Source organism: Streptomyces sp. NPDC001068 (genome assembly GCF_042897315.1).
Taxonomy (GTDB): domain Bacteria; phylum Actinomycetota; class Actinomycetes; order Streptomycetales; family Streptomycetaceae; genus Streptomyces.
The window spans coordinates 502,574-529,265 of the sequence record NZ_JBIAYD010000005.1; the positions used below are offsets into that span (position 1 = coordinate 502,574).

Annotated in this window: 24 protein-coding genes; 13 read left to right on the forward strand and 11 right to left on the reverse strand. The window is 71.0% G+C overall.

Going from position 1 to position 26,692, the window contains the following annotated elements:
• Nucleotides 1-21 precede the first annotated feature (21 nt).
• Complete coding sequence (locus tag ACFY3I_RS17260; protein ID WP_390861282.1) at nt 22-1,536, reverse strand: 4-hydroxyphenylacetate 3-hydroxylase family protein; 1,515 nt, start codon at nt 1,534-1,536, stop codon at nt 22-24.
• A 212-nt stretch (nt 1,537-1,748) separates the two neighbouring features.
• Between ACFY3I_RS17260 and ACFY3I_RS17265 the strand changes: the two genes are divergently transcribed.
• Nucleotides 1,749-4,547: a helix-turn-helix transcriptional regulator gene (locus ACFY3I_RS17265; protein ID WP_390861283.1), complete on the forward strand. Its 2,799-nt coding sequence runs from the start codon at nt 1,749-1,751 to the stop codon at nt 4,545-4,547.
• 101 nt (nt 4,548-4,648) lie between these two features.
• Nucleotides 4,649-5,398 carry an SDR family oxidoreductase gene (locus ACFY3I_RS17270; protein ID WP_390861284.1) on the forward strand — a complete coding sequence of 250 codons (750 nt, stop codon included), beginning with the start codon at nt 4,649-4,651 and terminating at the stop codon, nt 5,396-5,398.
• Between the two features lie 162 nt (nt 5,399-5,560).
• Here the strand turns inward: ACFY3I_RS17270 and ACFY3I_RS17275 are convergent, their stop codons facing one another.
• A complete protein-coding gene (locus tag ACFY3I_RS17275; protein WP_390861285.1) occupies nt 5,561-6,172 on the reverse strand; it encodes an FMN-dependent NADH-azoreductase in 612 nt (203 codons plus the stop codon).
• A gap of 403 nt (nt 6,173-6,575) precedes the next feature.
• On the opposite strand from ACFY3I_RS17275, the gene ACFY3I_RS17280 reads away from it, so the two are divergent.
• Both ACFY3I_RS17280 and ACFY3I_RS17285 read left to right on the forward strand, forming a co-directional pair.
• Nucleotides 6,576-7,538, forward strand: a complete 963-nt coding sequence (locus ACFY3I_RS17280; RefSeq protein ID WP_390861286.1) for a right-handed parallel beta-helix repeat-containing protein — start codon at nt 6,576-6,578, stop codon at nt 7,536-7,538.
• 109 nt (nt 7,539-7,647) lie between these two features.
• Nucleotides 7,648-8,337 carry a DUF899 domain-containing protein gene (locus ACFY3I_RS17285; RefSeq protein ID WP_390861287.1) on the forward strand — a complete coding sequence of 230 codons (690 nt, stop codon included), beginning with the start codon at nt 7,648-7,650 and terminating at the stop codon, nt 8,335-8,337.
• A gap of 102 nt (nt 8,338-8,439) precedes the next feature.
• On the opposite strand, the gene ACFY3I_RS17290 is transcribed toward ACFY3I_RS17285, so the two are convergent.
• Nucleotides 8,440-9,222: an ALF repeat-containing protein gene (locus ACFY3I_RS17290; protein WP_390861288.1), complete on the reverse strand. Its 783-nt coding sequence runs from the start codon at nt 9,220-9,222 to the stop codon at nt 8,440-8,442.
• A gap of 314 nt (nt 9,223-9,536) precedes the next feature.
• Here ACFY3I_RS17290 and ACFY3I_RS17295 point away from each other — a divergent pair, with 314 nt between their 5' ends.
• Nucleotides 9,537-10,055 (forward strand): hypothetical protein, encoded by a 519-nt coding sequence (locus tag ACFY3I_RS17295; protein ID WP_390861290.1) that lies wholly within the window; start codon nt 9,537-9,539, stop codon nt 10,053-10,055.
• A gap of 99 nt (nt 10,056-10,154) precedes the next feature.
• On the opposite strand, the gene ACFY3I_RS17300 is transcribed toward ACFY3I_RS17295, so the two are convergent.
• The 7 genes from ACFY3I_RS17300 to ACFY3I_RS17330 form a co-directional block, all read right to left on the reverse strand.
• Nucleotides 10,155-10,457, reverse strand: coding sequence for a putative quinol monooxygenase (locus tag ACFY3I_RS17300; RefSeq protein ID WP_390861291.1), 303 nt, complete (start codon nt 10,455-10,457; stop codon nt 10,155-10,157).
• Nucleotides 10,458-10,769: 312 nt separating this feature from the next.
• Nucleotides 10,770-11,657 carry a hypothetical protein gene (locus ACFY3I_RS17305; RefSeq protein WP_390861292.1) on the reverse strand — a complete coding sequence of 296 codons (888 nt, stop codon included), beginning with the start codon at nt 11,655-11,657 and terminating at the stop codon, nt 10,770-10,772.
• A 521-nt stretch (nt 11,658-12,178) separates the two neighbouring features.
• Nucleotides 12,179-13,009, reverse strand: a complete 831-nt coding sequence (locus tag ACFY3I_RS17310; RefSeq protein ID WP_390861293.1) for an arylamine N-acetyltransferase — start codon at nt 13,007-13,009, stop codon at nt 12,179-12,181.
• A gap of 273 nt (nt 13,010-13,282) precedes the next feature.
• A complete protein-coding gene (locus ACFY3I_RS17315; RefSeq protein ID WP_390861294.1) occupies nt 13,283-14,182 on the reverse strand; it encodes a hypothetical protein in 900 nt (299 codons plus the stop codon).
• A 291-nt stretch (nt 14,183-14,473) separates the two neighbouring features.
• Nucleotides 14,474-15,520 (reverse strand): glycoside hydrolase family 19 protein, encoded by a 1,047-nt coding sequence (locus tag ACFY3I_RS17320; protein WP_390861295.1) that lies wholly within the window; start codon nt 15,518-15,520, stop codon nt 14,474-14,476.
• Nucleotides 15,521-16,034: 514 nt separating this feature from the next.
• Nucleotides 16,035-17,084 carry a serine hydrolase domain-containing protein gene (locus ACFY3I_RS17325; RefSeq protein WP_390861296.1) on the reverse strand — a complete coding sequence of 350 codons (1,050 nt, stop codon included), beginning with the start codon at nt 17,082-17,084 and terminating at the stop codon, nt 16,035-16,037.
• Entirely contained in the window at nt 17,081-17,917 is an 837-nt protein-coding gene (locus ACFY3I_RS17330) for an IclR family transcriptional regulator (protein WP_390861297.1), read from the reverse strand. Before ACFY3I_RS17330 ends, ACFY3I_RS17325 begins: the two co-directional genes overlap by 4 nt.
• A 54-nt stretch (nt 17,918-17,971) precedes the next feature.
• On the opposite strand from ACFY3I_RS17330, the gene ACFY3I_RS17335 reads away from it, so the two are divergent.
• From ACFY3I_RS17335 to ACFY3I_RS17355, 5 genes are read left to right on the forward strand one after another with little or no spacing between them, the layout of a single operon-like run.
• Nucleotides 17,972-19,549, forward strand: coding sequence for an ABC transporter substrate-binding protein (locus ACFY3I_RS17335; protein ID WP_390861298.1), 1,578 nt, complete (start codon nt 17,972-17,974; stop codon nt 19,547-19,549).
• Nucleotides 19,546-20,538, forward strand: a complete 993-nt coding sequence (locus ACFY3I_RS17340) for an ABC transporter permease (protein WP_390861299.1) — start codon at nt 19,546-19,548, stop codon at nt 20,536-20,538. Before ACFY3I_RS17335 ends, ACFY3I_RS17340 begins: the two co-directional genes overlap by 4 nt.
• Complete coding sequence (locus ACFY3I_RS17345; RefSeq protein WP_390861300.1) at nt 20,535-21,467, forward strand: ABC transporter permease; 933 nt, start codon at nt 20,535-20,537, stop codon at nt 21,465-21,467. The genes ACFY3I_RS17340 and ACFY3I_RS17345 overlap by 4 nt, the downstream gene beginning before the upstream one ends.
• Nucleotides 21,464-22,309 carry an ATP-binding cassette domain-containing protein gene (locus ACFY3I_RS17350; protein ID WP_390861301.1) on the forward strand — a complete coding sequence of 282 codons (846 nt, stop codon included), beginning with the start codon at nt 21,464-21,466 and terminating at the stop codon, nt 22,307-22,309. Before ACFY3I_RS17345 ends, ACFY3I_RS17350 begins: the two co-directional genes overlap by 4 nt.
• Nucleotides 22,306-23,193, forward strand: coding sequence for an ATP-binding cassette domain-containing protein (locus ACFY3I_RS17355; protein ID WP_390861302.1), 888 nt, complete (start codon nt 22,306-22,308; stop codon nt 23,191-23,193). The genes ACFY3I_RS17350 and ACFY3I_RS17355 overlap by 4 nt, the downstream gene beginning before the upstream one ends.
• A gap of 65 nt (nt 23,194-23,258) precedes the next feature.
• Here the strand turns inward: ACFY3I_RS17355 and ACFY3I_RS17360 are convergent, their stop codons facing one another.
• Nucleotides 23,259-24,218, reverse strand: a complete 960-nt coding sequence (locus ACFY3I_RS17360) for an ROK family protein (protein ID WP_390861303.1) — start codon at nt 24,216-24,218, stop codon at nt 23,259-23,261.
• A 41-nt stretch (nt 24,219-24,259) separates the two neighbouring features.
• Here ACFY3I_RS17360 and ACFY3I_RS17365 point away from each other — a divergent pair, with 41 nt between their 5' ends.
• The 3 genes from ACFY3I_RS17365 to ACFY3I_RS17375 are packed head-to-tail and all read left to right on the forward strand — an operon-like array spanning nt 24,260 to nt 26,567.
• Nucleotides 24,260-25,033 carry a creatininase family protein gene (locus tag ACFY3I_RS17365; RefSeq protein ID WP_390861304.1) on the forward strand — a complete coding sequence of 258 codons (774 nt, stop codon included), beginning with the start codon at nt 24,260-24,262 and terminating at the stop codon, nt 25,031-25,033.
• Nucleotides 25,034-25,047: 14 nt separating this feature from the next.
• Nucleotides 25,048-26,175: a mandelate racemase/muconate lactonizing enzyme family protein gene (locus ACFY3I_RS17370; RefSeq protein ID WP_390861305.1), complete on the forward strand. Its 1,128-nt coding sequence runs from the start codon at nt 25,048-25,050 to the stop codon at nt 26,173-26,175.
• Nucleotides 26,172-26,567 (forward strand): RidA family protein, encoded by a 396-nt coding sequence (locus tag ACFY3I_RS17375; RefSeq protein ID WP_390861306.1) that lies wholly within the window; start codon nt 26,172-26,174, stop codon nt 26,565-26,567. Before ACFY3I_RS17370 ends, ACFY3I_RS17375 begins: the two co-directional genes overlap by 4 nt.
• The last annotated feature ends 125 nt before the right edge of the window (nt 26,568-26,692 follow it).

The following is a 26,692-nucleotide window of genomic DNA, read 5'->3' on the forward strand; positions in this document are numbered from 1 at the left end:
TCCGGGCCCTGGCGTTCCGCGCTAGGAGGCGTCCTGGCGCCGGGCGTACTCCGCCTGCGCCGAGTACGCGGTGTCCTGCTCCCGTTCCACCGGGTCGATGCCGCACACCCTGCGTGCGAGATCTGCGACGGGGCCGCCCGGGGAGAGCTCGGCGCGCTTCATGGTCAGGGTGCGGATGGCCAGCAGCGGCGTCCCGTTGAAGTTCTCGAAGGTGCTGATCCGGTCGCCCCAGTCGGACAGGAACAGGTCGCGGATGACCCGGCTGATCTTCAGCCGGTCGTGCGGACGGCCCACCGGACCGGTCTGCAGCGCCTCCAGCCACGGGCGCAGCTCCGGCCGCTGCCACTGGCCCTCGGTCGGGAAGATCAGCGAGGCACGGCCGGCCAGGTCGATGACCTCGTGGACCATGTCCGCGATGTTCTCGAGGTAGTAGGCGCGACCGAAGTCGAACATCAGCACGTTGGGCTTGTAGAGGCCGCCGGGGGTGGTGAACCCCTCCTCCTCCGAAGCGATCACATGTGCCCTGAGCGTCTGGTGGAAGCCGGCGAAGCGGGCTATCCGGGCCTGGACCGGAGGCAGCTGGTAGGTGCCGATGTGCTCGGTGACCAGCAGGGTCAGACCGAGCATCAGCTCGGCACGCACCATCTGGCGCACCAGCGCCTGGTAGTGCAGCCAGTCGAAGACCCGCTGCGGGTACAGCGACGCGTGCTTGGGGTTGCCGATGTGGAACACCCGGTTCCAGGGGATGAACACGTCCTCGAAGACGATGACGGCGTCCAGCTCGTCGCCCTGCGAGGCGAGCGGGTGCTCGACGTCCTCGCCGTCACGGACGTTGCTCTCGCGGCAGATGATGGTGACGCCCGGCGCGTTGGGCGGCACGGCGGCGAAGATCACCTGCTCCGGAAGGATGCCGGGGCGGTAGAAGACGCCGATGTGGATCCGGTCGCCGAAGGCGGCGCCGGTGCCGATCGCCTTCACACCGCGCACGGTGATGCCCTCGTCCGAGGTGTTCACCACCTGCAGGGCCGGGGACTCGGCCTGCGCGGACTCGCGCGAACGGTCCGTCTGCGGATCGACGAAGGCCGGCGTCGAGTTCAGGTCGCCGTCGCGCACCTCATTCCAGAAGCCGAGGATGCCCTCGGTCAGGTCCCGTCCGTCGGTGCCCACGGACTGGCTGCTCCAGGGCTCGGGGTCGTCCATGTAGGTGAGCAGGACGTAGTTGTTGACGTCGGGGGTGCGCGGGACCGCCCCGCCGCCGAGTTCCCGCAGCACCGTCTCCATGTAGCGCCGCTTGCGCCGCAGTTCGTCCTTGGAGCGGTGCCGGAACCACGTCATGGACCGCCGGACGCCGTCCTCGTCCACGAACGTCATGGCGTCCTGGAGGTCCGGGCGGTGGTGCAGGTCGTAGAACTCCGCGATCTTCCGGGCGTACGCCCGGGTCCTGGGGTGGGTGGCGACGTTCTCGACGAGTTCGTCACCCACCCACACCGTCCGCCCGTCGTTCAGGGCCTCGAGGTATTCCTTGCCTGTACGCACGTCGTGCTCCTCTCCGAGACATGAGATCTGGACGTCTCGGAGCATGCGTCGCACCGGGGTGAGAGAAGGCGCGCGAGGCGACAATCACCCGGGTGAAACGCCTGGCCACCGCGGAGATCCGCGTTGAGGCGGCCGCGGGTGGTGCGGCATGCTTGTCACATGTACAGAACCGGGTCGGCGGGACGCCGGACCCACGGCGCCGGCCACCGCACATGAGCGAACCGCGCCTGCGGGGCCGGGACCGGGAGCTGGCGGCCCTCCGCGCGGCTCTGGACTCGGTACGCGGCGGACGGGGCGCCTGCGTCGTCGTGGAGGGCGCGGCCGGCGCGGGCAAGAGCAGGCTGTTGGCCGAACTGGAGAAGACGGCCCGCCACCTCGGCTTCGACGTGGTGTCCGTGCACGCCGACGAACCCGACCAGTACGGAGCCGGAGCCGCCCTGCAGACGGCCCTGCGGTCGCCCGACGCGCCGGGCCGCACCCCCGTCCTCTCCGACGACCAGCGGCTCCAGCTCCTGGACAGCGTCACCGACACCCTGGAGGACCGGGCACAGCGGGCCCCGGTGATCGTGCTCGCGGACGATGTGCAGTGGGCCGACCCGGCCACCCTCTTCGCCCTGCGCACCCTGCCGGGACGGCTGGCCGCCGCGCCGATCCTCTGGGTGCTGGCGGTGCGGCCGGAGAGCAAGCGGCCCGTCGCCGCCAGGATGCGCGAGGACCTGGACCGCCTGGGGGCCCGTCGGCTGACGCTCGGCCCCCTGTCCCAGCGGGAACTGCAGCACGTCGTCGCCGACGTGCTGGGAGCGACGCTCTCGCCCGATCTCGCCGGACTGCTGCGCACCGTCGCGGGCAACCCGTTCCAGGCGATCGAGCTGGCGCGTGCGTTCACCGACACCGGCGCGGTCGCGGTCCAGGGGGGTGTGGCGGGCCTGCTGCGGCACGACATCCCCGTCGGCCTGCGGCAGAACGTCACCGCGCGGCTCGCCCGCCTCCCGGAGGACGCCGTACGGCTGCTCCAGATCGGCTCCGTCCTCGGCCGCGAATTCGACCTGGGCACGGCCGGCCGGATGCTCGGCCGCCCGGTCGGCAGCCTGCTGGCCGGGCTGGAGGCGGCCCTGGAGGCGGAGCTGCTGCTGGGCGACGGCCCGCGGCTCGTCTTCCGGCACGACCTCATCCGGCAGGTCGTCTACGAGAACCTGCCCCAGGCCGCACGGACGGCCCTGCACCGGGAGGCCGCCGGCATCCTGCGGGGTGTCTGCGGGCCGCCGTCCGAGGTGGCCTGGCACGTCGTGATGGCGGGCGGCCCGGTGGGCGACGGCGCCGACACCACGCTGTACACCGCCGTCCGGGAGCTGTCGTCGACGGCTCCCGACGCCGCCGCGGACCTGGCCCAGCGGATCGCCGGGCTGCTGCCGCCGCACGACCCGGGCCGCGTCACGCTGCTGACCGAGGCCGCCGAATACCTCGGGCGCACCCGGCGGGTCCGTGAGGCGCTCGATCTGGTCGACTCGACGTTGTCGGACCGGCTGGACCCGCCGCAGGAGGCGTCCCTGCGTCTGGCCGCCGCCGAGATCCACCAGGCGGCGGGCGACGACGCAGCCGCGATGACCCACCTCCGGCAGGCCCTCGACCTCCCCGCCCTCCCGTCGGACCTGCGCGTCCTGCTGTTGAAGACGAAGGCGACGGGATACATCTACCTGGGGGACGTGGCCGCCGCCGAGGAGACCGACACCGGGCTGGTGGAGGCCGCCTATCGCAGTGGTGACCCGGCCCTGATCGTGAGCGCCGAGCTGTTCAGGTCACAGACCTCCTTCTACCGGGGGCACACGGTTCGCGCCCTCGGCCTGGCCGAGCAGGCCGCCGAGCGCGCCGGCGCCGAGCGTGCCGCCCTCCACCTGCGGCCTCCGCGCATTCCGGCGCTGTGGCTGGGCACCGTGGCGACCTCGACGGACCGTCTCGCGGACACCGAGCGGATACTCGGCAAGGGGCAGCGCGAGGCCGAGGCCATGGGACTCGGCTGGTCACTTCCCTACTGGCATCTCTGCAGGGCCTGCGCGCTGTTCGAACAGGGGGCGCTGGACGACGCGGCCGTCGAGGCGGAATCCGGCCTCACGGTCGCGGACGAACTGGAGATCACCCGGGCCAACCCGCAGGCCCGCGCCCTGCTGACGCTGGTCGAGATCAGGCGCGGTGACCTCACGCGGGCCAAGGACCACCTGCGCGCCGCCGAGGGCGCCTCCGGCACCGAACGGCAGCCCTACGACCCGTGGGTTTCCCTCGCGCGAGCCTCCCTCGCGTACGAGGAAGGCCAGGAGACCGCGAGCGCGGTCCTGCTCGCCGACGGCTTCGGGGGCGGAGCGGTGCCGCGCCTGATGGCGGTGCCGCCGACACACTGGCAGGCGATCGCCCGGATGGCCCTGCACGGAGGTGACCCCGCGCTGGCCCGGGCCCTGTCCCGGGCCCTGCGCGACCTGTCCGAGCAGAACGAGGACCAGCGGATCATCACGGCGGTCCGCGCACATGTGGACGGCCTCCTGGGCGGTGCCGCCGGCGAACTGTCCCACGCCGTCACCGCCTACCGGAACTGCGACAGGCCGCTGGCCCTCGCCGCCGCCTGCGAGGACCTCGGGGTCCTGCTGGCCGGATCGGCGGATCCGGAAGCCGCGATCCCCTGTCTGGAGGAGGCCGCTGAGCTGGCGTCGGCCTCGGGAGCCCTGCGCGACCAGGAACGGATTCGACGGCGCCTGAGGCAGTTGGGGGTGCGCGTCGGCGCGGCACCGCGGCACGTGGCGGGTCCCGTGGGGTGGGAGCAACTGACCGAGTCCGAGCGGAAACTGGTTCCACTCGTCGCGGAGGGCCTCACCAACCGGGCCGTGGCCGAACGTCTCTATGTGTCCGTGCACACGGTCAACACACACATGAAACACATCTTCGCCAAGCTCGGCATCAACACACGGGTCGAACTGACCCGGCTGGCGTTGGAGCGCGGAGGCATCGCCGGGGAAGCCGGCTGAGGAACAGCGCAACGCGTTCCCGCACGGCGTACTCCCGGCGGCCGCCGGGAGGTTCCCGCCGTACGCTCGAAGCGGCAGACGGTTCCACGAGGAGGCGGAGCATGAGGACAGCCGTGATCGGCGGAACCGGCTTCGTCGGGACGAGGCTCGTGCAGAGACTCGACGCGACGGGACACCAGGCGACGGCCCACGGCAGGTCCACGGGTCTCGACCTGCTGACCGGCGAGGGAATGCCGGACGCGCTGCGGTCCGTCGACGTCGTCGTGCTCACGATCGACGCACCGTCCTTCGACGCGGCCGCATCCCCGTTCTTCCGCCGCACCACGGAGAACCTCCTCGACGCGGCCGCAAGGGCGGGCACCGGTCACATCGTCCTGCTGTCCATCGTCGGGATCGACCGGGTTCCGGGAGTCGACTACTACACGGCCAAGATCCTGCAGGAGGACCTGATCAGGTCGGGCCCCATCCCGTCCTCGGTCGTCCGGGCCACGCAGTTCATGGAGTTCGTGGAGACCGTCATGTCGTGGACCACCGACGGTGACGTGGTCCGGCTGCCTACCACCCGGCTGCAACCGGTCGCGGTGGACGACGTCGTCACCACGCTGGTCGACGTGGCGACCGGCACGCCCGTGAACGGCACGGTCGACGTCGCCGGCCCCGAAGTCTTCCCGCTGGACGAACTGGGCCGGATCACGCTGCGGGCGCGCGGAGTGGAACGCCCGGTCGTGGTGGACGAGTCGGCGGGCCTGTTCGGCGCCGTTCCCGAGGACGCCGTCATCGCGCCGCCGGGCGCACGGATCGGCGGCGTGCACTACTCCGACTGGCTCGCCGGCAGGGCCTCGTCGTCCTAGAGTCCGCGGGCGGGCGGGGACACCGGTGGGCCGCGACCGGCTGCCTCCCGTAGGAGAACGGCAGGCCCGGACGGCGCGGCGGCCGCGGAGAACGTACCGCGAGGAACGTGCCCTCGGCCGCCGCGCCGGACCACTTCGTGTCCCGTGGTCCTCGCGGTGCCGTCACAGAGCCTTGAGGGACTCGGCGATCGACCTGTCGGCCGCGGAGAGGCCGGCCTCGACCTGCTCGGGGGTCTGTCCGTGGACGGCGATGAACTCGACGTCGGTGATGCCGATGAAGCCGAGGATGCCGCGCAGGTAGGGAGCGTGGAAGTCCATGGGGGCGAACGCGGGGTTGCTGAAGTCGCTGCCGGAGGCGCGTGCGACGACGGCCTTCTTGCCGGCGAGGAGACCGCGGGGGCCGTTCTCGTCGTAGGCGAAGGTGCGGCCCGCCATGCAGACCTGGTCGATCCAGGCCTTGAAGGCCGCGGGCACGTTGAAGTTGTACATCGGTACACCGAGCACCAGTACGTCGCAGGCCTCGACCTCGCTGATGAGGGTGGCCGCGGCGTCCACGGCGGCCCTGCTCCGCGGGGTGTGGTACTCCGCGGGGGCGAAGACCCCGGTGACCCAGTCCGCCGACACGAGGGCGGGTGTGTTCACGGTCACGTCCCGGTAGGTCACGGTGCCCTCGGGGTTCTGTCGGCGCCAGGCGGCGACGTACCGGGCGCCGATGCGACGGCTGACCGAGTCGGCATCGCGGGCGCTGGAGTCGATGTGCAGAAGGTGAGGCATTTTCTCTTCCCAGAATTTCAGGATCGTCCCGCTCCGTGCCTCACGTGGATGGCAGGGAGCGTTCGTACGGGGGTAGGGCATGTGGACGGCCCGGAGTGTGTTCGCGTGCCGTGGCACGGTCGACTGCGGTGTCCGGCCGAGTGCGGTCCGGATCCTGTCCGGCATGACCGCATGCACCCACCCTGCGGCGAGGCGGCCATGGCGCACATCGCTCGAATGGGCGATTTCGGGCGGGCGCCGTCGGCGCGTGGGTGAGGTAGGCGCTGAAGATCACCGGCGGACGAGGCCCGCGCGATGCCTTGACGTCGGTTTTGGCCGCTCCTACTGTCGTCGCCATCCAAGTTCATGAATGCGTACATCGGTCATGAACATGAACGAGTCAGATCACAGGAAGGCACCCCCCATGCGTAAGCGTTCCTGCACACTGCTCGCCACGGCCGCTGTCGCGGCCTGCCTGGCTTCGCTGTCCGTTCCGGCCATGGCGTCGCCCCGGGCGGCCGTCATCGAGGTCTCGACCGCGGCCCAGCTCAAGTCGGCCCTCGCCGCGGTCGCTTCAGGCGGCACGATTCACCTGGCCGACGGCACCTACAGCGGCAACTTCAAGACCAGCAAGGCCGCGAGCTCGGGTTCCCGCATCGTCCTCACCGGCTCGTCCAAGGCCGTGCTCACCGCGAGCGGCGGTTACGGCCTGCACCTCGACGGCGCCTCGTACTGGACGGTGAAGGGCATCACCGTCACCGGCGGCCAGAAGGGCATCATGATCGACTCCGCTCGTGGCGTCGTCGTCGACGGCGTGACCGTGCACGACCTGGACATGGAAGGGGTCCACTTCCGCAACTCCAGCTCGGACGGCGTCATCCAGAATTCGAGGATCTACGACACCGGCCACGACGGACGCGGAATGGGCGAGGGCGTGTACGTGGGCACGGCCAACACCCTCTCCGACAGGAGCGACGACGTCCAGATCCGGAACAACACGCTCGGCCCCGGCATCGGCGGCGAGAACGTCGACATCAAGGAGGGGACGACGGGCGCGCAGGTCGTCGGCAACACCTTCGACGGCAGCGGCCTGACAGGTGCGAACTACGACGACTCCTGGGTCGACGTCAAAGGCAACAACGTCCTCGTGGAGGGCAACACCGGAACGAAGACCACGAACGACGGCTACCAGACGCACACCCAGCAGTCGGGATGGGGCTGCGGCACCGTCTTCAGGAACAACAGGTCATCGCTCAGCGGAGCGACCGGCCCGACCCAACTGGCCATCGACGTCACCAACGCCACCTCGTCCTGCAGGACGACGGTGTACGCCGGCAACACGGTCACCGGCGGCAAGGGCCTGACGAACATCGCCGTCACGACGTAGCGGGCTTCGCGGACCGCCGATCCCGCGCCTCACCCACCGATGAGTTCCGGAGCCCGGGGGAGTCTGCCCGTGCACAAGCCGCAACCGTGCACGAGATCTGTGAGGGATCATGAACGCCCACCCACTACCACCCGTCGTCGACGCCGGGACCTGGGAACACCGGCTGGAGGCGCTGCGTGCCCGCGAGAAGGCCGCGACGCGGGAACTCGACGCCATCGCCGCGGAGCGTCGCCGTCTGCCGATGGTCGAGATGCCCGACTACACGCTCGAAGGCAAGGACGGCCCCGTCCGCCTGGTGGATGTCTTCGAAGGCAAACGGCAGCTCATCGTCTACAACCACATGTGGTTCACCGGCAAGGAATGGCAGTGCCCGGGCTGCACAGGGTTCACCTCGCAGTTCACCCGCCTGGAATTCCTGGACGACTACGATGCCCGATTCGTCATCGTCACCCAGGGAGCGATCGAGGAAGCGCTCGCCTACCGGCAGCGGGTCGGCAACCGGATGGCGTGGTACTCGACGGCGAACAGCCCGTTCGGGGCGGACGTCGGCGCCCCGCCCGACGGGGGATTCGCGGTCAACGTGTTCCTGCGCGACGGCGACACCGTCTACCGCACCTGGCACACGGACGGCCGAGGCACCGAGCAGCTCAGCCACAGCTTCGCGCTGATCGACCTCCTGCCGTACGGACGACAGGAGGAGTGGCAGGACTCGCCCGAGGGCTGGCCCCAGTCCCCGACCTACAGCCGGTGGGCGACATCGAAGACCGTCGCCGCGCTCTACGGTCCGCCTTCCGGCTGAACTCGTCACGGACGACGAGCAGCCGGAAGGGTCCGCGACGCCACCGGGCCGAGCCGGGCGCAGCCCGGTCCGGCCCGGCGGGCATCCGCGACGGTGCGGGGCTCAGCCGTCGATCTCGTACTGTCCGACGGTGCGGAAGTAGCGGAGGGCTTCCGGACTGCCGTCGTCGAGGACCGCCTGGATCGCGTCGTACATGGCGTCGCTGATGTCGGGGTCCGTGAGCATGTGGACGATGTACACGGAGTCGTCCTCGGCCTGCGCGAGCCGGTACCCGGTCCACCGGAAGGTGCTCAGGGCTTCGGCGGTACCGGCGTCGAGAGCGGCGTCGGCCTCCGCGATCACCCTCTTGTCACCGTTCTGGGTGGCCACGAACAGGATGTGCGCCACGGCCACGGAGTCGTCCTCGACCTGGGCCCGGGCGTACCCCGTCTGCAGGAAGGCGCGCAACGCTTCCGGTGTGTTGGCGTCGAGGGCGGCGTTGGCAGCCTTGATCACCCGCTTGTCGCCGTTCTGGGTGGCCACGGCCAGGACGTGGGCGACCGCGACGGAGTCGTCCTCGGCCTGGGCGAGGCGGCATCCCGTCGCCAGGAATGCGCGCATGTCCTGCGTCGTCCCGCTCAGTGCCTTGTCGGCCTCGCGGAGCACGCCCGTCCCGGCGTCGTCGTCCGTGAGGATGTCCTGGATCGCCGCCCGGACCTGATCATCTGTCAGGTCGTCGACAGGGGTTCCGGTGCCGGAGGAGACGTCCGGGCAGGCCGTGGCAGGCGTGGTGGCGACGGGGGTGGTCGGCGTGGAGGCGCCGGCCGCGAAGGCAGGTGTGGTGAAGAGGAGAGCGGGCGTCACAACGGTCGCGGCGATCACCATCGCGGCGCGGTTCGGTCTCATGATGTGCCTCCGTACTCGGTGGGTTGACCGGTATGAAGCATCTACATGCCAGGTGCATGGATCAAGGGCTTTCCGGAAGGCGGATCGCGCAGGTGAACCACAACTGTGGTCGAATCGCGCGGAGTTGACCGGCGTGGACACCCGTCGTGCGCCATCCGTACCGAGTCCCCGGTCGGTTCCGGGGAGGGACGGGAGCCGTGCCGGCGGCCGACCGGCCTCCGCGGAGTGTCCCCGGTGGGCCCGGTGGGCGCGCCATGTGCGGCTCCGGGAAAAACCGCTGCGCCGATGTCGGCGTTCGCTCCTATCCTGTCGCGATGACGTCCTACGAAGGTGTCCACCCCACCGTCCTCGTCCGGGTGGGCAACCGTCACGCTCAGATCGACGAACTGCTGGCACCCACGATCCAGGCGATCTGGGAGTGCGGATTCGACACCTTCACCTGTTGCCAGGACCTCGCGGAGAGCAACGCCAGCTGGCCGGACAAGCTGCCGCACATGGCGCGGTGGCTGGAGTCCCGGCGCGGGTGGATGCTCATCGACTTCCCTGTCGACAGCGGCCTCGACTTCCTCGCGGCCGTTGCGAACGCCGGCCCACGGGAGGCGTTCTACGTGCGGATGACCCACTGGGCGGCCCCCGACGCGTGGGACGTCAGGATCAAACCGAGGGACGCGGCGATTTTCAGGGACGATATCCCGTCGCGGTTCGACCTCCGGTTGCTACAGGTGACCTTCCCGGCCTTCGACCTGCCGGAAATGACCCGGCGCCTCCGTGAACACGCCGCCGGCCGCTCGGTGCCGCCCGCCCCCGCCGACTGGAGCACGGTCGGCCGCTAGGGCTCGGACGGGGACCCCCTTCGTCACTCCGGACGAAAGCCCAGGTCCAACCGGTGCGAGGCCGGCGACCTCGTCGCACGTTGTCCCACCCGGAGACCTTCAGCGGGGGAGTTTGGATGCCAGAAGGTCCACGGGAGTGATCGTGGGAGGTGTGCTGAACAGCTCGGCCCCGCGGAGCTCGATCTGCTGACGGACCTTGCCCTGGTAATGCGCCTCCCGGTCATCCTCGGTCTCGAAGGCATCGAAGATCCGGAACGTGCTGGGGCCGAGCCGGAAGGAGAACCAGGCCAGAGTCCCGGGCTCGGCATCGACGAGGGCCTTCGCGTCCACGAGGAACTGGGCCACGTCGTCCTCCTTGCCCGGCTTGGCTTCGAGTTCGACGAAGAATCCGTATGCCGGCACGTCGCGCCTTTCCTGGAAGTCGGTGCCCAGGAGACGGTCGTCTCCACGGCGATTCCCGCCGCCGGTTGCGCCCCGCACACCGCGGCCCTGGGAGTGGCTGAAGAGTACGACCGACGGAGAGAGGAGACGGCCGAGGCGCGCCACATCGCCTTTGTATGAGACCGAACGTGATCACGGCGTCGTTGCCGGTGATACGCCGGGTCCATGAAGGGCCGGACGACGTGAGGTCTCGCGGTGGCTGCGACGACTGCTTCGGGAGCCGTCGAGACGGAACCTGTCCTCGCCAGGAGTGCCCGACGCCGGGCTCCGTTCCTAGGCGTTCTCCTCGCTGAGGCGGTCGGCCGCCCAGGGCAGCAGCTCCTTGGCGAGCGCGAGACTGAAGGGACGGACCAGCGACCGGAGTTCGGCGCAGGCGGCGGGACCGAGGGTGATGTAGGGGAGGGCGGCCAGCCTGTCGGTGGTGTGCTCGATCTCCGCCCTGCGCCGCGCGCCCTCCTCGGTCAGGGCCGGGCGGGGTTCGTCGTCGACCCAACCACGCTCGCGCAGATTCTGCACGGCCCGTCCCCACTGCTCGGGCGACCAGGCCCGGGAGTCGCGCAGCACCCCAGCGTCGATGTCACCGGTGGCGGCGTGCGTGACGAGCGCCTCCAGCCCGCTCAGCCCGGCGGACACCAGTGCCGCCACATGACCGTCGCCACGGAACTCCCGCAGCAGGGTCTGAGCGTGCCAGAGCACGAGGTGGGGTGCGCTCGGCCACGGCAGTGCGGCATGCGCGGCGAAGAGGGGGCGCCCCTGTGGATGACTTACGGTCGCTTCGGCGGCGGTACGGGCCAGTTCGGCGGCCCGGGCCAGTTCCGGCGAGGAGACGTCCGCGCCGAGGATGCGGCGGAGCGTGGCATCCATGCCGGTGAGCCGGGCGGCGGCGAATTGCTGAGGCGTGGCGGCCTTTCGGGCCGCGGCCATGGCCGGGCGCACCGCGTCGGGATTGAAGTTGTAGAACGTGGCGATCACCAGGTCTGCCGGAACGGTGCCGAGCGCGGCGGAGCGGGAGGCGAAATACCCGGCTCTGGGGTCGACACCCAACTCGGCGTACTGTCCCGCGGCTTCGGGTGAGAAGTAGACAGCCCCGTGGTAGGGCTCGAGAGTTCTCCAGGTCTGGCGTGCGAGGGCCAGGTTGTCGCGGTCCGTGTTCTGGGTCATGAGTGGTTCGCCGTCCTGGGGCGGAGGGGACGTTGCAGTCCATCGCGTACATGACGGCACGTGGCAGAGCACGGACGTACCGCCTGGTCGGTACGCTATCGGAGGGTGGCTGCCCGCGACTACCGTCCTGCGAGCGGTTCCGCCGCCGAAGGCGCGGGTCCAGCCGGACCGGGCCGGGTGGGCCACCCGGTGAGAGGGGTGTTCGAGCCCCTCTCCACGGGTGTCACGGCCGTCATGCCCGGCGGGCGTCGGTGATCTGGGCGGGCACCGCGCCGAGCCACCAGGCGGGGTGGGCGGTGCCGTCGGTGGTCCGCCGTCGCTGTGGACGTAGTGGCGCACGTCGCGGCCCGGCTCGGCGAACTCTCCGTTGAGGGCGCGTCCGATCCACTCGGTGCCGAAGCGGAAGACCTCGGCGGCGGCCCCGCCCAGCGGGTGGAACTCGCACTCGGTGATGGTCGCGCGGCCAACGGCACGTGGGCAATCGACATCAGGGAGCGCGACCGCACCCATGATCGCCCTGATCAGCCCAGCAGCCGGAAACCGTCGGGCACGGCGATCCCGAACTCCTCCTCCACCAACCGGCGGGCTTCGGCCTCGTCGGTGAGCGTGCGCTCGGTCGTCACACCGTCGGCCCGGGTCTCACTGAAGACCGCGCCGTCGAGTGCGAGATGCCGTTCGTCGGTCGTGCGCTGGAGGTAGGGGCGCCGAGTGAAGGGTGAGCGGGGGTTGGTGGCGACATGCCAGTTGAACACCTCGAAGTCGGAGGCGGCGAACGGCTCCAGTGTGAACGCGTACTGGCTGACCCATTCCGGCTTCCGGAAGTCGTACGCCTGGAGCGCCCACAGTTCCAGTGGACCGTCGTGCGGGAGACGCACGAACCGGTGCCGCCGGCCCGCGCCGTCGTGCTCCTCGCCGAGGGCCAGCGGCACCGTTTCCAGCAGTGCCCCGGCCGCCCCGAAGCCGACGTCGGCCAGGTACGACCGCGGCTCTCCCGGCACGCTGACCCGCAGCATCATGTGCGTGCGCGGCCTGCTCTCCACACTCGGCGCGCCCAGCACGACCCGCCCCGCGAGCCCGGTCACGGTCAGGCCGAGCCGGGTCAGGGCCAGTCCCAGGAGGGTGTTGTGCTCGTAGCAGTAGCCGCCGCGACGCCCCCGGACCATCTTGGCGACGAGGTCCTCCGGGGCCAGCGACGGAGCCGTGCCGGTGAGCGGCTCCAGGTTCTCGAAGGGCAGCGACAGGGCGTGGGCCCGGTGTACGTCCCGCAGGGTCGCAAGGCCGGCGCGCCTGACTCCGTCCCACGCGATGCGTTCCAGATAGGCGTCGAGGTCGAATCGCTCGGTTTCGTACATGCCATGAACCTATGCGACGTCCCGGACCGCACGGGTCGCGGACCCTGCTCCGTGGGGACGGCCACACCGGTGTCGACGCGCGCGTGTTCGCCGCCGTGCCGAGCACCCGGACGATCAGGACCCTCATTGTCAGGGCCGCCGCCGGCGGGAGACTCCGGTCTGTCCTCGTTGGCTGTCCGCGGAAGTGCATGCCCGCACGCTACGTCGAACTGGGTACGAGGATCGGCCGGCCTGGCCCCGAAGTCCTCCGAGTCGCGGGAGCGTGTTCGGCGCTCAGGCCGGCGAGGTGGGCTCGTGTGGCGGTGCCTGGTGAGGAGCTGGGTCGGGCAGGGCTCCGGGGACGTTGGTGGCTGCCTGGATGAAGCCGTCCACCACGCGTCCGAGGGCAGCGGTGTGTTCGGGTGTGTCGAGCCGCTTGGCGAGGTGTTCGGCCGCGAGGAGGTAGCCGCCCGCGAGGGGCTCGCGGAAGTAGAAGCGGGCTTGTTCGACGGAGACGCGGTAGGTGGCGAGGAGTGTCGAGGAGACGTATCCGCCGAGCGCGGAGATGAAGGCGGTCAACGCCCCCAGGGTGACAGCTGTCGCGGTGCTCTGAGATGCCACCACGGCACCGGCGCCGGCCAGTACGAGCAGTGCCGATGCGCCCATGACCCAGATGGCGAGCCTGAAGGCGGCACGCGCCTGCGTGGTCGACAACCGGTGGTATTCGCGGAGCAGTTCGCGATTGGACGCCAATGGTGCATCCGCATCCGGGACGAAGTCCAGCTCGACCAACCGGACGTTGAGTTCCTCCGTGCGCACCACTTCGTCCACCACGGCGGTTCTGCTGACACCACGGACGCCTGCGACGAGCCCCCCGAGTACGAGTACCGCCAGCGCGCCGATGAGCCACCAGCCGTTGAAAGGAGGCGAGTCCGAGGAGTCGGCGCTTTTCCAGGTCACGAGTCCAAACAGGGCGCCGAAGCCGATGAAGAAGGCCGGCACTCCGAACAGGAAGAAATCCTTCTGCGCTGAAGTGCTTCTGTCGTTTTGCGCCTTGTCGATCTGGGAGTCGGCTTGCGCCCTGGCCGCCTGGATGGCTGAAAGACGTCCGGGTTCCGTTGCCGCTGCACCGTCGAGGTGCTGCCGTTCTGGGGCTGGGCCGCCGGAAGTTCCGGAGTGTACTGATTCGCTCATGCTCTTCCTGATCGGACGGGACCGGCACCTGAACGCACATCCGGACGCCTCGGACTGTAACCCCGGCCCGCACCGCGAGGGAGTGGTTTCGGAACGCTGGGACGCCGGCGGGTGGGATGACGTGGTGGCCGCCCTGTTGGGAGTCGGGGCGGCTGCTCGGTGACGGGGAAGCCGCTCGGGTCGCCGCCTGACCGGCGGTGGACCCGAGCGGCTGATTCGGCGGCCCGGTGGTCAAGGGAACTCTGCGGATGGTGACAGGAGCTGACGGCCGGGCGTTCCGGTGGGCGGCGGTCAGCAGGTGAGGTTGGAGCCTGCCGGGACGCCGAGGATGGAGGTGAAGGAGAGATAGTCGTTGACGCGGTTCTGCATCTCGGCGGTGTTGCCGCCGTTGCACTCGATGCTGCCGTTGATGCTGCGGATGGTCTCACCGAAGCCGGCGCCGTTGACCATCGCGTTGTGTCCGGTCATCGTGCCCGGGCCGGTCTGGGTGTTCCAGTACCAGAGTCCGGTCTTCCAGGAGATCGCCGGATCGGAGGCGACCAGGCCGGGGTTGTCCAGCAGGTCGATGCCCAGGGCGTCACCGGCGGCCTTGTAGTTGAAGTTCCAGCTCAGCTGCATCGGGCCGCGTCCGTAGTAGGCGAAGGTGCCGGCGGGACAGCCGTAGGGCTCGTTCGCGCAGTAGTTTCCGGACTGGTCGACCTCGTTGATGTAGACGAGGCCGCCGGTCTCGTGGTCGACGTTGGCCAGGAACGCCGCGGCCTCCTGCTTCTGCACGGTGCTGCTGCCGGTGGTGGCGAATCCGGGGTAGGCGCTGAGCGCGGACACCAGGCCGCTGTACGTGTAGAACGAATTCCGGTTGGGGAACATCTGGTTGAACTGGGCCTCGCTGACGACGAATCCGCCGTTGTTGCCGCCCGTGCCACCCCCTGAGCAGGTGTAGGGGGACCAGTACCAGGTGCTGATGGTGGGGTCGTACCCGGGGTTGTCGTGCGTGGCTATGTAGTACTGGTCGTTGGGGGTGTACCGCACGATGGCCCCGGTCGCATAGGACTGTCCGGCTGCCCAGGCGGGGTAGTTGCAGTTGCCGCCCGTCCCTCCGCCGCCCGATCCACCGCAGGCTCCTTGGTCGGCCCAGACCTCGGCGACGCCGGGTGTCTCACCCTGTGTCCACCACTTGGCCTGCCAGTTGTCGCCGTTGTAGGAGGCGGTCATCCCGCCGGTGTAGACCGCGCCGGAGTTCCAGGCCGCAGCGCATCCAGCCGCCGCCGCGGGGCTCGCGGAGCCGAGGACGGTGAACGTGCCGAGGAGGGCGGCCAGGACGGTCAGCAGTACAGTCATGTACCTGCCATATGTGAATCTGTGACGCTCGCCGGGCATGGTTGAGCTCATCTGCCACTCCAGAGGTAGGGGGTGAGTGGTGGCCTCAGCAGCAAAGCCTGATTGGTCCAGACCAGTCAAGGGTTGAGTGAGTGCCTTTGTCAGAACGTGAGTAAGAGTTGCCTGAGCGCGGTCCCTCCGGAGGCACGGGCCGCCCTGCGTATCCCGCGGTCCAGGACGACCGGTTGTCGGCAGGCGACGTGTCCCGCATCGCGCAGGCGTCACCCGGTGAGGTGTCGGTCCGTGCCGGGCATCTGATTCCCGGTGAGTCTGCCGCTGCCGGTGTGTTGTGGGCGCGCAGGAAACGGCGTCCACGGCGCCCGGTTCCCGCATGACCTTCGAGTCCTGCTCCGGCCGGTGGAGCGAAGGCGGCCGCTGTCCGACGGGAGCGGCCGGGAGTCGCCGACCGGACGCGCTCGACACCCCCGACCCGCGCGGCCTTCGGTGCCGGAGGGTCGAGCGGTCACCGTACCGCTCAGTCCGGCCGGTGCCGTCCCGTACCGACCCCGGCGGCCAGGTCGTGGAACGCCCGGCGTTCGGCGGTGATCGCGTCGCCCGCCCTGCTGGGGTGCACGCGGTTGGTGAGCAGTACGGCGTAGCGTCCCGCGGCCGGGTCGACCCACACGCTGGTGCCGGTGAAGCCCGTGTGACCGAACGAGTCCGGGCCGAACACCTCGCCGGCGGGGGAGCCGACCGGGTCGCGGCCCTGCCAGGCGAGCGCACGGCGCGCTCCCAGACCGTCGGTGTGCGGGGCCGTCATCAGCGCGAAGGTGTCCGGGCGCAGCAGGCCGCGGCCCCCGGCGGCCAACGCGGCGCCGACGCGTTCCATGTCCTCCAGGGTGGAGAACAGGCCCGCGTGCGCGGCGGGCTCGCCGAGCACGACCGCGTTCTCGTCGTGGACCTCGCCGACGACCACACGCCCGCGCCACGGGCAGTCCTCGGTGGCCACCGCCCGTGCCCGGCGCGCCGCGTCCGGTGCGAAGCCGGTGTCCCGCAGGCCCAGTGGCGCGCACACCAGCCGCTCCACCAAGGCGTCCAGCGGTTCTCCGGACGCCGCCTCGGCGATCAGCCCGAGGATGATGAACCCCTGTGAGGAGTACTGCACCCGCGTGCCCGGCCGCGCGGTCAGGGGCAGCAGGCGCGCCGCCTCCAGGAGTGCGGCCCGGGTGGGGTGTTCCCGGTAGAGCGGGACCCGGCCGGGGATGCCGGAGGTGTGTGTGAGCAGTTGACGTACCGTCAACTCGGCTTTGTCGCCGCCGCGGTAGTGGGAGAGATGGGCGCCCACCGTGTCGTCGAGGCCGAGTACGCCACGTTCCACCAGGGCCATCACGGCCAGCCCGGCGAGCGGTTTCGTCACCGAGGCCAGGTCCCACACGTCGGTACCGTCCAGGGGCGGTCCGTCCCAGCTCCGGGTTCCGATCCAGCCCCGGTCCAGCGGGCCCGACGCGTCCCCGACGGACCAGGCGGCGCCGGAGTGGATGCCCCGTGCCCGTCCCCGGGCGAGCAGGTCGGCGGGCCGGCTCACGGGCGCACCTCCCGGGCTTCGGCCTGCACCAGGCCGAGCATCGGAGCGCGGGCGCCGAGCCCGGCGGACACCGTGCGCGCGGCGGCCCGGACCATCGGGCCGAACACCTCCACGCTCTCCTGGTCCAGAGTGAAGGTCACCCCGGCGATCCCGATCGCCCCCACGAGACGGCCCGCCGCGTCCGTGACGGGCGCCGCCACGGACCGTACGTCCAGCTCGTCGTACTCGTCGTCCACGGCGTAGCCGCGCTCGACCGCCTCGGCGAGCAGCGTGCGGAGGAGTGCCGGGTCGGTCGGGGTGTAGGGGGTGCGGGCCTCCAGGTCCAGCGTGCCGAGCACACCGTCGCGCTCGTCGGCCGGCAGCGCCGAGAGCATCGCCAGACCCACTCCGCAGGCGTACAGCGGGGCGCGGTGACCCGGCCGGATGCTGATCCGGTACTCGCGGGCCGGTTCCGACTGGTCCAGGCAGACCGCGTCCCGTGCGTCGCGGACCGCGCAGAACGCCACATGGCCGGTGTGCCGGCGAAGGTCCGCCAGGGCGGGCCGGGCGAGTTCGAGGACGCGGCTGTCGTTGAGCGCCGCCGCGGCCAGGCCCAGCAGGCGGGGCCCGGGACGGTAACTGCCGCCGTCGGTGGCCTCCGCGAAACCGTGTTCCGCCATGGTGCGCAGATGCCGGTGGACGGTGGGCTTGGTCAGCCCCGTACGGCTCGCGATCTCACCCAGCCGATGGGGACCACCGGGCTGGACGAGTGCTTCGAGCACCTCCATGGCCTTGTCGACGGGGCCCTTCACGGGTTCCTGATCGACCGACCGGGTGTTGACCGCTTTCACCATGTCGCTTAGCTTAACCCAACCGCATTCCATCTGACGGAACGGAGGTGTTCTTCAATGGAACGATTTCCTCGGGGGTGCACGGCGGACCGCGGCCGTCCCGGCCGGCGCCAGGTCCTGCGGACCGGTGGTCTGCTCCTCGGAGCCCTCAGTGCCCCCGCGCTCCTGACCGCGTGCGGCACGACCGCCGCGGCGGACAGGGCCGGCAACGTCCTGCGGGTCTCCCAGCCGGGCGACCCCAAGACACTCGACCCGCAGAAACAGGGCGACATGGTGTCGATGAACGTGCTGATCAACATGTTCGACACACTCACCACCCGCGGCCTGGACAACCGGCTGCACCCCAGGCTGGCCCTGTCCTGGAAGGCGACCGACGCGCACACCTGGCGCTTCACCCTGCGCCCCGGCGTGACCTTCCACAACGGCGAGGCGTGCGACGCGCACGCCGTGGCCTTCAGCATCGAGCGACTCCTCGCCCCCGCGACCAAGTCGCCCATCGTCGAGCTGCGCTTCGTCAAAGGCGTCACCGTGGTCGACCGGCACACCGTGGACGTGCACACCACCGTCCACGACCCGATCCTGCCCGCCAAACTCTCCCTGTTCGGAGGCGTCGTGGTGCCGCCCCGGCACCTCGCCGAGGCCGGCGACGCCGCGTTCGCCGAACACCCCGTCGGCACCGGCCCCTTCGTCTTCGAGAGCTGGCAGCGCGACCACGAACTGCGCATGCGGGCCTACGACCACCACTGGAGCGGCCGCCCCGCCCTCGACGGCGTCGTCTTCAGCCCCGCGCCCAACGCCTCCTCCTCACTGGCCTCCCTGCAGAGCGGCGGAGTCGACCTGGTCGCCGGACTCACCCCGGACGCCGCCCAGCAGCTCGACGGCTACGGCGGAATCAAGATCGACGGCCACACCGGGATCCGCACCGCCTACCTGTCGCTGAACACCCTGGAACGCGGCCCCCTCCAGGACCGCCGAGTACGCCAGGCGCTCAACCACGCGATCGACGTACCGCTCCTGATCAAGGCCGTACTCGGCGGCAAGGCCACCGAGACCCCCGCCCTCGTCCCACGGGGCGCCTTCGGCTTCGACCCGTCGGTCAAGCCCTTCACCCGCTCCCTGGACACCGCGCGCGGTCTGCTCGCCGAAGCCGGCCACCCCCACGGCTTCTCCACCTCGCTCACCGCCTCCAACGTCGACGCCAACGTCGCCGAGGCCCTCTCCGGACTGCTGTCCCGCGTCGGCGTGGACGCCCGCGTCGACCTGCTCGACCCCGGCACCTACTCCGCCCGGCTCACCTCGGACAACCGCGGCGCCCTCGGCCCGATCTACCTGGCCGCCAGCACCGTGTGGACCCTGGACGGCGCCAGCATCGTCCAGTCCAACGTCCGCAGCGACCGGCGCCAGAGCCGCTGGCACTCCAAGGAGGCGGACCGTCTCATCGACATCGAGGAACTGTCCGAGGACCCGGCCGAGCGCACCCGGGCCCTCTCGGACCTGCAACGGCTGATGCGCGAGGAAGCACCCTTCGTCTTCCTCTACCAGATCGACAACATCTACGCCCGCAACGACCGGCCCCGCTGGACCCCGGGATCCGCGGGCGTCCTCGCCATGGAGAGCGCGGAGGTGACCCGGTGACCACACCGACCCTCGACCGGCCCCCCGCACCGGCGGCCCCGGCCGCCCGCCCGCGCCGCAGGACGGGACTCCTGCGCGACGTCGTAAAACGCCTGGCCGTCGCCGTGTTCGTCCTCTTCTGCACGGCGACCGTCGCCTTCTTCCTGGTACGCCTGTCCGGCGACCCCGTGAAGATCCTGCTGCCGCCGGACGCCACCGCCGCACAGGAGCAGGCGCTGCGCCACTCCCTGGGCCTGGACCGGTCCCTGCTCTCCCAGTACCTCGACTACCTCTGGGGACTGCTCCACCTCGACTTCGGCGACTCCCTCGTCTACGGCCGGCCCGTGAGCGAGATCCTCGCCGACCGGCTGCCCGCCACCCTCGAACTCGCCGCCGCCGCCCTCGCGGTGACCCTCGTCATCGCGATCCCGGCGGGCATCCTCGCCGCCATGCGACGCGGCCGGGGCACCGACAGCACCGTGATGACCGGAGTCCTGCTCGGCCAGTCCACCCCGCCGTTCTGGGTCGGCATCCTCCTCATTCTGGTCTTCGCCGTCTGGCTGCGCGTCCTGCCCGCCTCCGGCTACGGCACCTTCGCCAACCTGATCCTGCCCGCGGTCACCCTCGCCGTGTACTCGGTCGCCGTCGTGGCACGGCTGCTGCGCTCCTCGCTCGTCGACGTGCTCTCCTCCGACCACATCCGCAGCGCCCGCGCCAAGGGCTTCGGCCCCCTCCAGGTGGTGCTACGGCACGGACTGCGCAACGCCTCCCTGCCCGTGGTGACCGTTGTCGGCCTCGAAGTCGGCAACCTGCTCGGCGGCGCGATCCTCACCGAACGGGTCTTCTCCTGGCCGGGAGTCGGACAGCTCACCGTCGAGGCGATCTCCAACCGCGACTTCCCGCTCGTCCAGGCAACCGTCCTGTTCTTCGCCACCACCTTCGTCGTGGTGAACCTGCTCGTCGACCTCTCCTACAGCTTCCTCGACCCGAGGGTGAGGACGTCACGATGACCGTCACGACCCCCGCCACCACCGACCGGACCGCGGCGCGGACACCGAACGGCGGCCCCGGCCCCGCCACCGGCTCCCGGTCCGTCGTCCTGCGGGCGCTGCTGCGCAACAAGCTCGCCGTGGCGGCCTTCGTCGTCCTCGCGCTGCTGCTCGTCGCCGCCCTGTCCGCCCCCCTGATCGCCCCCTACGACCCCAACACCCAGAACCTGCTGCTACGGCTCCGGCCTCCCGCCTGGCAGCACGGCGGCAGCGGTGCCCACCTCCTCGGCACCGACCAACTCGGCCGCGACATGCTCTCCCGCGTCGTCTACGGCGCCCGGGTCTCCCTGCTCGTCGGCGCCGGCGCCGCCCTGCTCGCCGGTGTCATCGGCACCGTCGTGGGCCTGTCCGCCGGATACCTCGGCGGCTGGGTCGACCGCGCCCTCATGCGCCTCGCCGACGTACAACTCGCCTTCCCCGCACTGCTGCTGGCGCTCGCCGTCGTCGGCTTCCTCGGCTCGGGACTGTGGATGGTGATCCTGGTCCTCGGCTTCACCGGCTGGGTCTCCTACGCCCGCGTCGTACGCTCCGAGGTGCTGTCGCTGCGCAGCCGCGACTTCATCACCGAGGCCCGTGCCATAGGCGTCACGGACGTCACCATCATGCGCCGCCACCTGCTGCCGAACGTGATGGCACCGCTGGCCACCATCGGCACCCTGCACGTCGCAGCCGCTATCGTCGCCGAGGCCTCCCTGAGCTACCTCGGCCTGGGCGTGCCCAAGGAGACCGTCACCTGGGGCGCGATGCTCTCCGACGGCCAGCTCTACCTCGGCACCTCCTGGTGGGTCGCCGTCTTCCCCGGCATCGCCCTGATGCTGACCTCCCTCGCCATCAACATCACCGGCGACGCCCTGCGGGACGTCGCGGACCCGAAGGCCTACCGCCGATGACCAACGACCACCCCACCCCCGAACCGTCCCGGCGGACGGACGACGAGCAACCGCTGCTGGCGATCGACGGCCTCAGCGTCGACTTCCGGCTCCCCACCTCCGTCGTCCACGCCGTCCAGGACGTCTCCCTGCACGTCCACGCCGGTGAAACACTGGCTGTGGTGGGGGAGTCCGGCAGCGGCAAGAGCGCCACGGCGCTGTCCGTGCTGCGGCTCAACCCCAGCCCACCCTGCGTCTACACCGGGGGCGAGATCCGCTTCGACGGCCGCGACCTGCTGAAACTCTCCGAGAAGGAACTCGGCAAGGTTCGCGGGCGCGACATCGCGATGGTCTTCCAGGACCCCATGACCTGCCTCGACCCGCTCCAGCGCGTCGGCAGCCAGGTCGCCGAGGTCCTGCGGCTGCACACCGGCATGTCCCGAGCGGACGCCGCCGAGGCCGCGCTGGCCGCCCTGGACGAGGTCGGCATCCCCGACCCGGCCGCACGCTACCGCCAGTACCCGCACGAACTCTCCGGCGGCCTGCGCCAGCGGGTGATGATCGCCACGGCCCTGGTGGCCCGCCCTCGCGTCCTGATCGCGGACGAACCGACCACGGCCCTCGACGTCACCGTGCAGCGCCAGATCCTCGACCTGCTCGTCACCCTCCAGCACAGGCATGACATGGCCGTGGTCCTCATCACCCACGACCTCGCCGTCGTCGCGGAGACCGCCGACCGGGTCGCGGTGATGAACCAGGGCAAGGTCGTCGAGACCGGCGACGTCCTCGACGTCTTCGACCGGCCCGCCGACCCCTACACCCGCACACTGCTGGCGGCCACCCCGCGACTGGAGGCGGCATGAGCACCGACGGCACCACACCCATGTCCACGCCCGAGACAGCGCCCGCTCCGGTCATCCTCGAACTGGTGGGCCTGCGCAAGGAGTTCGGCACTCGGCACACCAACGTCGCCGTCGACGGCGTCTCCCTCGACGTCCACGAGAACGAAACCCTCGCCCTGGTCGGCGAGTCCGGCTGCGGCAAGACCACCCTGACCCGGCTGCTGCTCGGCCTGCTCGAACCCACCGCCGGCAGCGTGCGCTTCGACGGACAGGACCTCGCGTCCCTCTCCGCTGCCCAACTGCGCGGCATCCGGCGGCAGATGCAGGTCGTCCTCCAGGACCCCTACTCCAGCATGAACCCGCGTATGCGCATCACCGACATCGTCGCCGAGCCCCTGGTCACCCACGATCCCGAGGCCCGCGGACGGCGTGCCCGGGCCCGCAACCGGGAACGGGTCGGGGAACTCCTCGAAGCCGTGGGCCTGGACGCCGGCATCCAGGACCGCTACCCACACGAGTTCTCCGGCGGCCAGCGCCAGCGCGTCTCCATCGCCCGCGCCCTCGCCCTCCACCCCCGCCTGCTGGTGCTCGACGAACCCACCAGCGCCCTGGACGTCCGCGTACAGGCGACCGTCCTCGATCTGCTGGCCGAACTCCAGCAACGGCTCGGCCTGACCTACCTGTTCGTCTCCCACAACCTCGCCGTGGTGGCCCAGGTCGCCGACCGGGTCGCGGTGATGAGCAAGGGCCGCCTCGTCGAGGTCGGCGGGGCGGCGGCGGTCCTGCGCGACCCGCAGCACCCGTACACCCGGCGCCTGCTCGACGCCGTACCGGTCCTCGACCCACGCCGCGGGCGCCGGGCCGCCGAGCGGGCCGCCGCGACGACGGGCGCGCAGAGCCGATGAACACGCTTGCTCCACTCGACGCGGCCCCCGCGCCCACGGCACAGGACCCCGCCTCCGCACCCGCCCTACGCGTGGGACAGGACCAGCCCCGCCCCGCCCAGCAGCGCCACGTCGTCGACGGCCGCCGTGCCGACCAGCACGCGCGGCTGCTCGGCCCCCACGAAGGCGACCGCGTCCCGCAGCCGCTCCTCCACCACGACGCGGAACCGCTCCCCGCCCTCGCGGGCCTCGCCGTGCAGGATGAACAGGCCCGGCGCGAAGAGCTGCTGCACGTTCACCAGCCCGAGTGCCAGGTTGTGCGCGTACTCCTCCACCACCCGGTCGGCCAGCGGATCACCGCAGGCGACCAGCGACTCCAGCGAGCAGCCTGCGCCGAGCCCCGCGGCACTCGCCCGTGCGCGCAGCCAGCCGGTGGTGGCCAGCGTCTTCCAGCATCCCAGGCTGCCGCAGGTGCAGCGCTCACCGCTGGCCGACACGGTCATGTGCGCGCCGCTGCGGCCGCCCGGCGGGGCCATCACCTCACCGTCGTACAGGATGCCCACGCCCAGCACCTCGCCGGTGGACACCGAGGCGAACGTACGCCGCCCGCGGCCCGCGCCGAACCAGCGGTCGCCCAGCACCTGCAGCCGCGCCCGGTGCTCCACCCGCACCTCGGCCCCGGTCAGCGCGGCCAGCCGGCCGGCCACCGGATAGCCGTGCAGCGCGGGCACGTCGTTGACCTCCAGGATCCGGCCCTCGCCGGGATCCACGAGCCCCGCCGCCGCCACCCCGATCCCCTGCAACCGGTGCTCGGCGAAGAGCGGCGCGACCCCGGCCAGGGCCCGGTCGATGTCGGCAGGGAGGGCACGCGCCGCGTCGTACGACGACTCGGTGCGGTCCAGGACGCGGCCGGCCATCGACAGCACCGCCGCCCTGACCCGGCCCGGCACCAGTTCTACGGCGCCCAGCCGCGGCGCCGCGGGAGGAGCGGCCGGCTGCTCCGCGGCATCGGGGACCAGTCGCAACAGGGAACTTTTGTGGACCATGCACCGACTCTGCCATGGCCCCGTTTCGGAGAGGTAGCACCGTGAGTCAATTGAGGCTGACCGAACTCACCTGGCGTGAGGTACGCCGGGCCGGCGAGGAGGGCATCGTCCTGCTGCCCATCGGTTCGCAGGAGCAGCACGCCGCGCACCTGCCGATGGGCACCGACACCCTGCTCGCCGAGGAGGTCGTCGACCGCGCACTGGACCTCCTGGACCGTGAGCCCGAGGCACCCCGTGTCGTACGACTGCCCGCCCTGCCCTTCGGGCACAGCCCCCACCACCTGTTCGCGGCGGCCGTCTCGCTGTCCGCGGCCACCCTCGCCGCGGTCCTGGACGACATCCTCGACTCCCTGGTGACCAGCGGCTGCCGCCGCATCCTGGTCGTCAACGGCCACGGCGGCAACGACGAGATCATGCGGCTCGCCGTCAAACGGCTCGCGCTGCGCGCCGAGGTGACGGTCGCCGCCTGCTCCTACTGGACCCTCACCACCGGCGACGACCCGGCCGGCCGGCCCGAGGTCACCCCGGGACACGCCGGATGGTTCGAGACGTCTCTGATGCTGGCGGCCCACCCCGACCTGGTCCGCACGCCCGTACCGGCCCGTACCCCCGTCGAACCCCCACCCCTGTTCGACAACCCGCCCCACCCCGGCCTGACCGTGGAACGCCACGGCGAGTGGGAGCGGGTCGGCGGCTCCACCGACGACCCGTCCGGCGCCGACGCCGACCGGGGCGGCCTGCTCCTGGACGACCGGGCGCGCGCACTGGCGCACGCGATCCGGGCCTTCGACACCGCGAGCCGGTCAGCCCGATGACACGAGGAGAAGAAATGAAGATCACCGACGTCGACGTGTGGGTCGTCAACCTCCCACTCGTCAACCCCTTCACGAGTTCCTTCGAGACGAAGACCGGCGAGACCCGCACCGTCGTCCGCGTGCGCACCGACACGGGCGTCGAGGGCTGGGGCGAGACGATGTGGGGCCGGCCGGTCGCGGCGATCGTCCGCCGGATGATTCCCGACCTGATCGGCACCAGCCCCTTCGCGGTCGAGGGATTCCACCGCAGGCAGCACATGATCCCCTTCTTCCACGGCTACCTCGGCTACGCGGCGATCGCCGCCGTCGACGTCGCCTGCTGGGACGCCATGGGCAAGGTCACCGGCCAGTCCGTCACCGATCTGCTCGGCGGGCCCGTGCGCGACGAGGTCCCGATCACCGCGCTGATCACCCGCGCCGACGCACCCGGTGCGACCGGCGCCGACCTGCCCAAGGCGATGGCCGAGCACGCCGTACGCGTCGTCGCCGAGGGCGGCTTCGAGGCGGTCAAGCTCAAGGGCACCCGGGACTCCCGGGGAGATGTCGCCATCCTGCGCGCCGTCCGCGAGGCGCTGCCCGACCTGAACCTGCGCGTCGACCCCAACGCGGCCTGGTCCGTGCCGGATTCGATACGCGCGGGCATCGCCCTGGAGGAACTGGACCTGGAGTACCTGGAGGACCCCTGCGTGGGCATCGAGGGGATGAGCCAGGTCAAGGCGAAGGTCCGCATCCCGCTCTGCACCAACATGTGCGTCGTCCGCTTCGAGGAGTTCGCCCCGGCCATGCGGCTCAACGCCGTCGACGTCATCCACGGCGACGTCTACAAGTGGGGCGGCATCGCCGCGACCAAGGCGCTCGCCGCGCACTGCGAGACCTTCGGGCTGGGCATGAACCTGCACAGCGGCGGCGAACTCGGCATCGCCACCGCGGCCCACCTTGCCGTGGTCGCGAGCACCCCCATCCTGTCACGGGCCATCGACAGCATGTACTACCTGCACGCGGACGACATCATCGAGCCGCTGCACCTGGAGAACGGCCGACTGCGCGTCCCGTCCGGACCCGGCCTGGGCGTCACGGTCGACGAGGAGAAGCTCCGCCACTACGCCGCCGTCAACGAGCGCGACGGAGACCTGACCGGATGACCGGCACACCGAACGGCAAGCGTCCCGTGAGCACCCCCGACGCACCACGTCCGGCCGGCGCCTACTCCCAGGGAATCGTCGCGGGAGGCTTCCTCCACACGGCCGGCTTCGGCCCGCAACACCCGGCAACCGGCGAGATACCTCAGGGCGTCGGCGCGCAGACCGCCCAGGTGCTGAGCAACATCAGCGCGGTCCTGGCCGCCGAGGGACTGACCCTGCGGGACGTCGTGAAGGTCACGACCCACCTCCAGCACCTCAAACGGGACTTCGCCGAATACGACGCGGCCTACCGCGCCTTCTTCGAGGACCCCTGCCCCGTACGCACCACCGTGGGATCCGACCTGATGGACATCCTCGTGGAGATCGACGTGGTGGCGGCCCTACCCGGCTGACCCGCCGTGGCGCCCCCCCCCCCCCCCCCCGCCCGGGGGGGGGGCGGCCCCGGGGCGGCCCCCCCCCGGGCAGGGGGGGCGCCGGCGGCCCCGGTGGCCAAAACCCCCCACCCACAAACCCGCCC

Excerpts from the sequence above, each read along its gene's own strand:
- ACFY3I_RS17375 (WP_390861306.1), top strand. The coding sequence starts at position 26,172 with ATGACCGGCACACCGAACGGCAAGCGTCCCGTGAGCACCCCCGACGCA.
- ACFY3I_RS17320 (WP_390861295.1), bottom strand. The coding sequence starts at position 15,520 with ATGACTGTACTGCTGACCGTCCTGGCCGCCCTCCTCGGCACGTTCACC.
- ACFY3I_RS17310 (WP_390861293.1), bottom strand. The coding sequence starts at position 13,009 with ATGTACGAAACCGAGCGATTCGACCTCGACGCCTATCTGGAACGCATC.
- ACFY3I_RS17265 (WP_390861283.1), top strand. The coding sequence starts at position 1,749 with ATGAGCGAACCGCGCCTGCGGGGCCGGGACCGGGAGCTGGCGGCCCTC.
- ACFY3I_RS17275 (WP_390861285.1), bottom strand. The coding sequence starts at position 6,172 with ATGCCTCACCTTCTGCACATCGACTCCAGCGCCCGCGATGCCGACTCG.
- ACFY3I_RS17305 (WP_390861292.1), bottom strand. The coding sequence starts at position 11,657 with ATGACCCAGAACACGGACCGCGACAACCTGGCCCTCGCACGCCAGACC.
- ACFY3I_RS17280 (WP_390861286.1), top strand. The coding sequence starts at position 6,576 with ATGCGTAAGCGTTCCTGCACACTGCTCGCCACGGCCGCTGTCGCGGCC.
- ACFY3I_RS17350 (WP_390861301.1), top strand. The coding sequence starts at position 21,464 with ATGACCAACGACCACCCCACCCCCGAACCGTCCCGGCGGACGGACGAC.
- ACFY3I_RS17360 (WP_390861303.1), bottom strand. The coding sequence starts at position 24,218 with ATGGTCCACAAAAGTTCCCTGTTGCGACTGGTCCCCGATGCCGCGGAG.
- ACFY3I_RS17285 (WP_390861287.1), top strand. The coding sequence starts at position 7,648 with ATGAACGCCCACCCACTACCACCCGTCGTCGACGCCGGGACCTGGGAA.
- ACFY3I_RS17270 (WP_390861284.1), top strand. The coding sequence starts at position 4,649 with ATGAGGACAGCCGTGATCGGCGGAACCGGCTTCGTCGGGACGAGGCTC.
- ACFY3I_RS17335 (WP_390861298.1), top strand. The coding sequence starts at position 17,972 with ATGGAACGATTTCCTCGGGGGTGCACGGCGGACCGCGGCCGTCCCGGC.
- ACFY3I_RS17345 (WP_390861300.1), top strand. The coding sequence starts at position 20,535 with ATGACCGTCACGACCCCCGCCACCACCGACCGGACCGCGGCGCGGACA.
- ACFY3I_RS17290 (WP_390861288.1), bottom strand. The coding sequence starts at position 9,222 with ATGAGACCGAACCGCGCCGCGATGGTGATCGCCGCGACCGTTGTGACG.
- ACFY3I_RS17355 (WP_390861302.1), top strand. The coding sequence starts at position 22,306 with ATGAGCACCGACGGCACCACACCCATGTCCACGCCCGAGACAGCGCCC.
- ACFY3I_RS17315 (WP_390861294.1), bottom strand. The coding sequence starts at position 14,182 with ATGAGCGAATCAGTACACTCCGGAACTTCCGGCGGCCCAGCCCCAGAA.
- ACFY3I_RS17295 (WP_390861290.1), top strand. The coding sequence starts at position 9,537 with ATGACGTCCTACGAAGGTGTCCACCCCACCGTCCTCGTCCGGGTGGGC.
- ACFY3I_RS17370 (WP_390861305.1), top strand. The coding sequence starts at position 25,048 with ATGAAGATCACCGACGTCGACGTGTGGGTCGTCAACCTCCCACTCGTC.
- ACFY3I_RS17330 (WP_390861297.1), bottom strand. The coding sequence starts at position 17,917 with ATGGTGAAAGCGGTCAACACCCGGTCGGTCGATCAGGAACCCGTGAAG.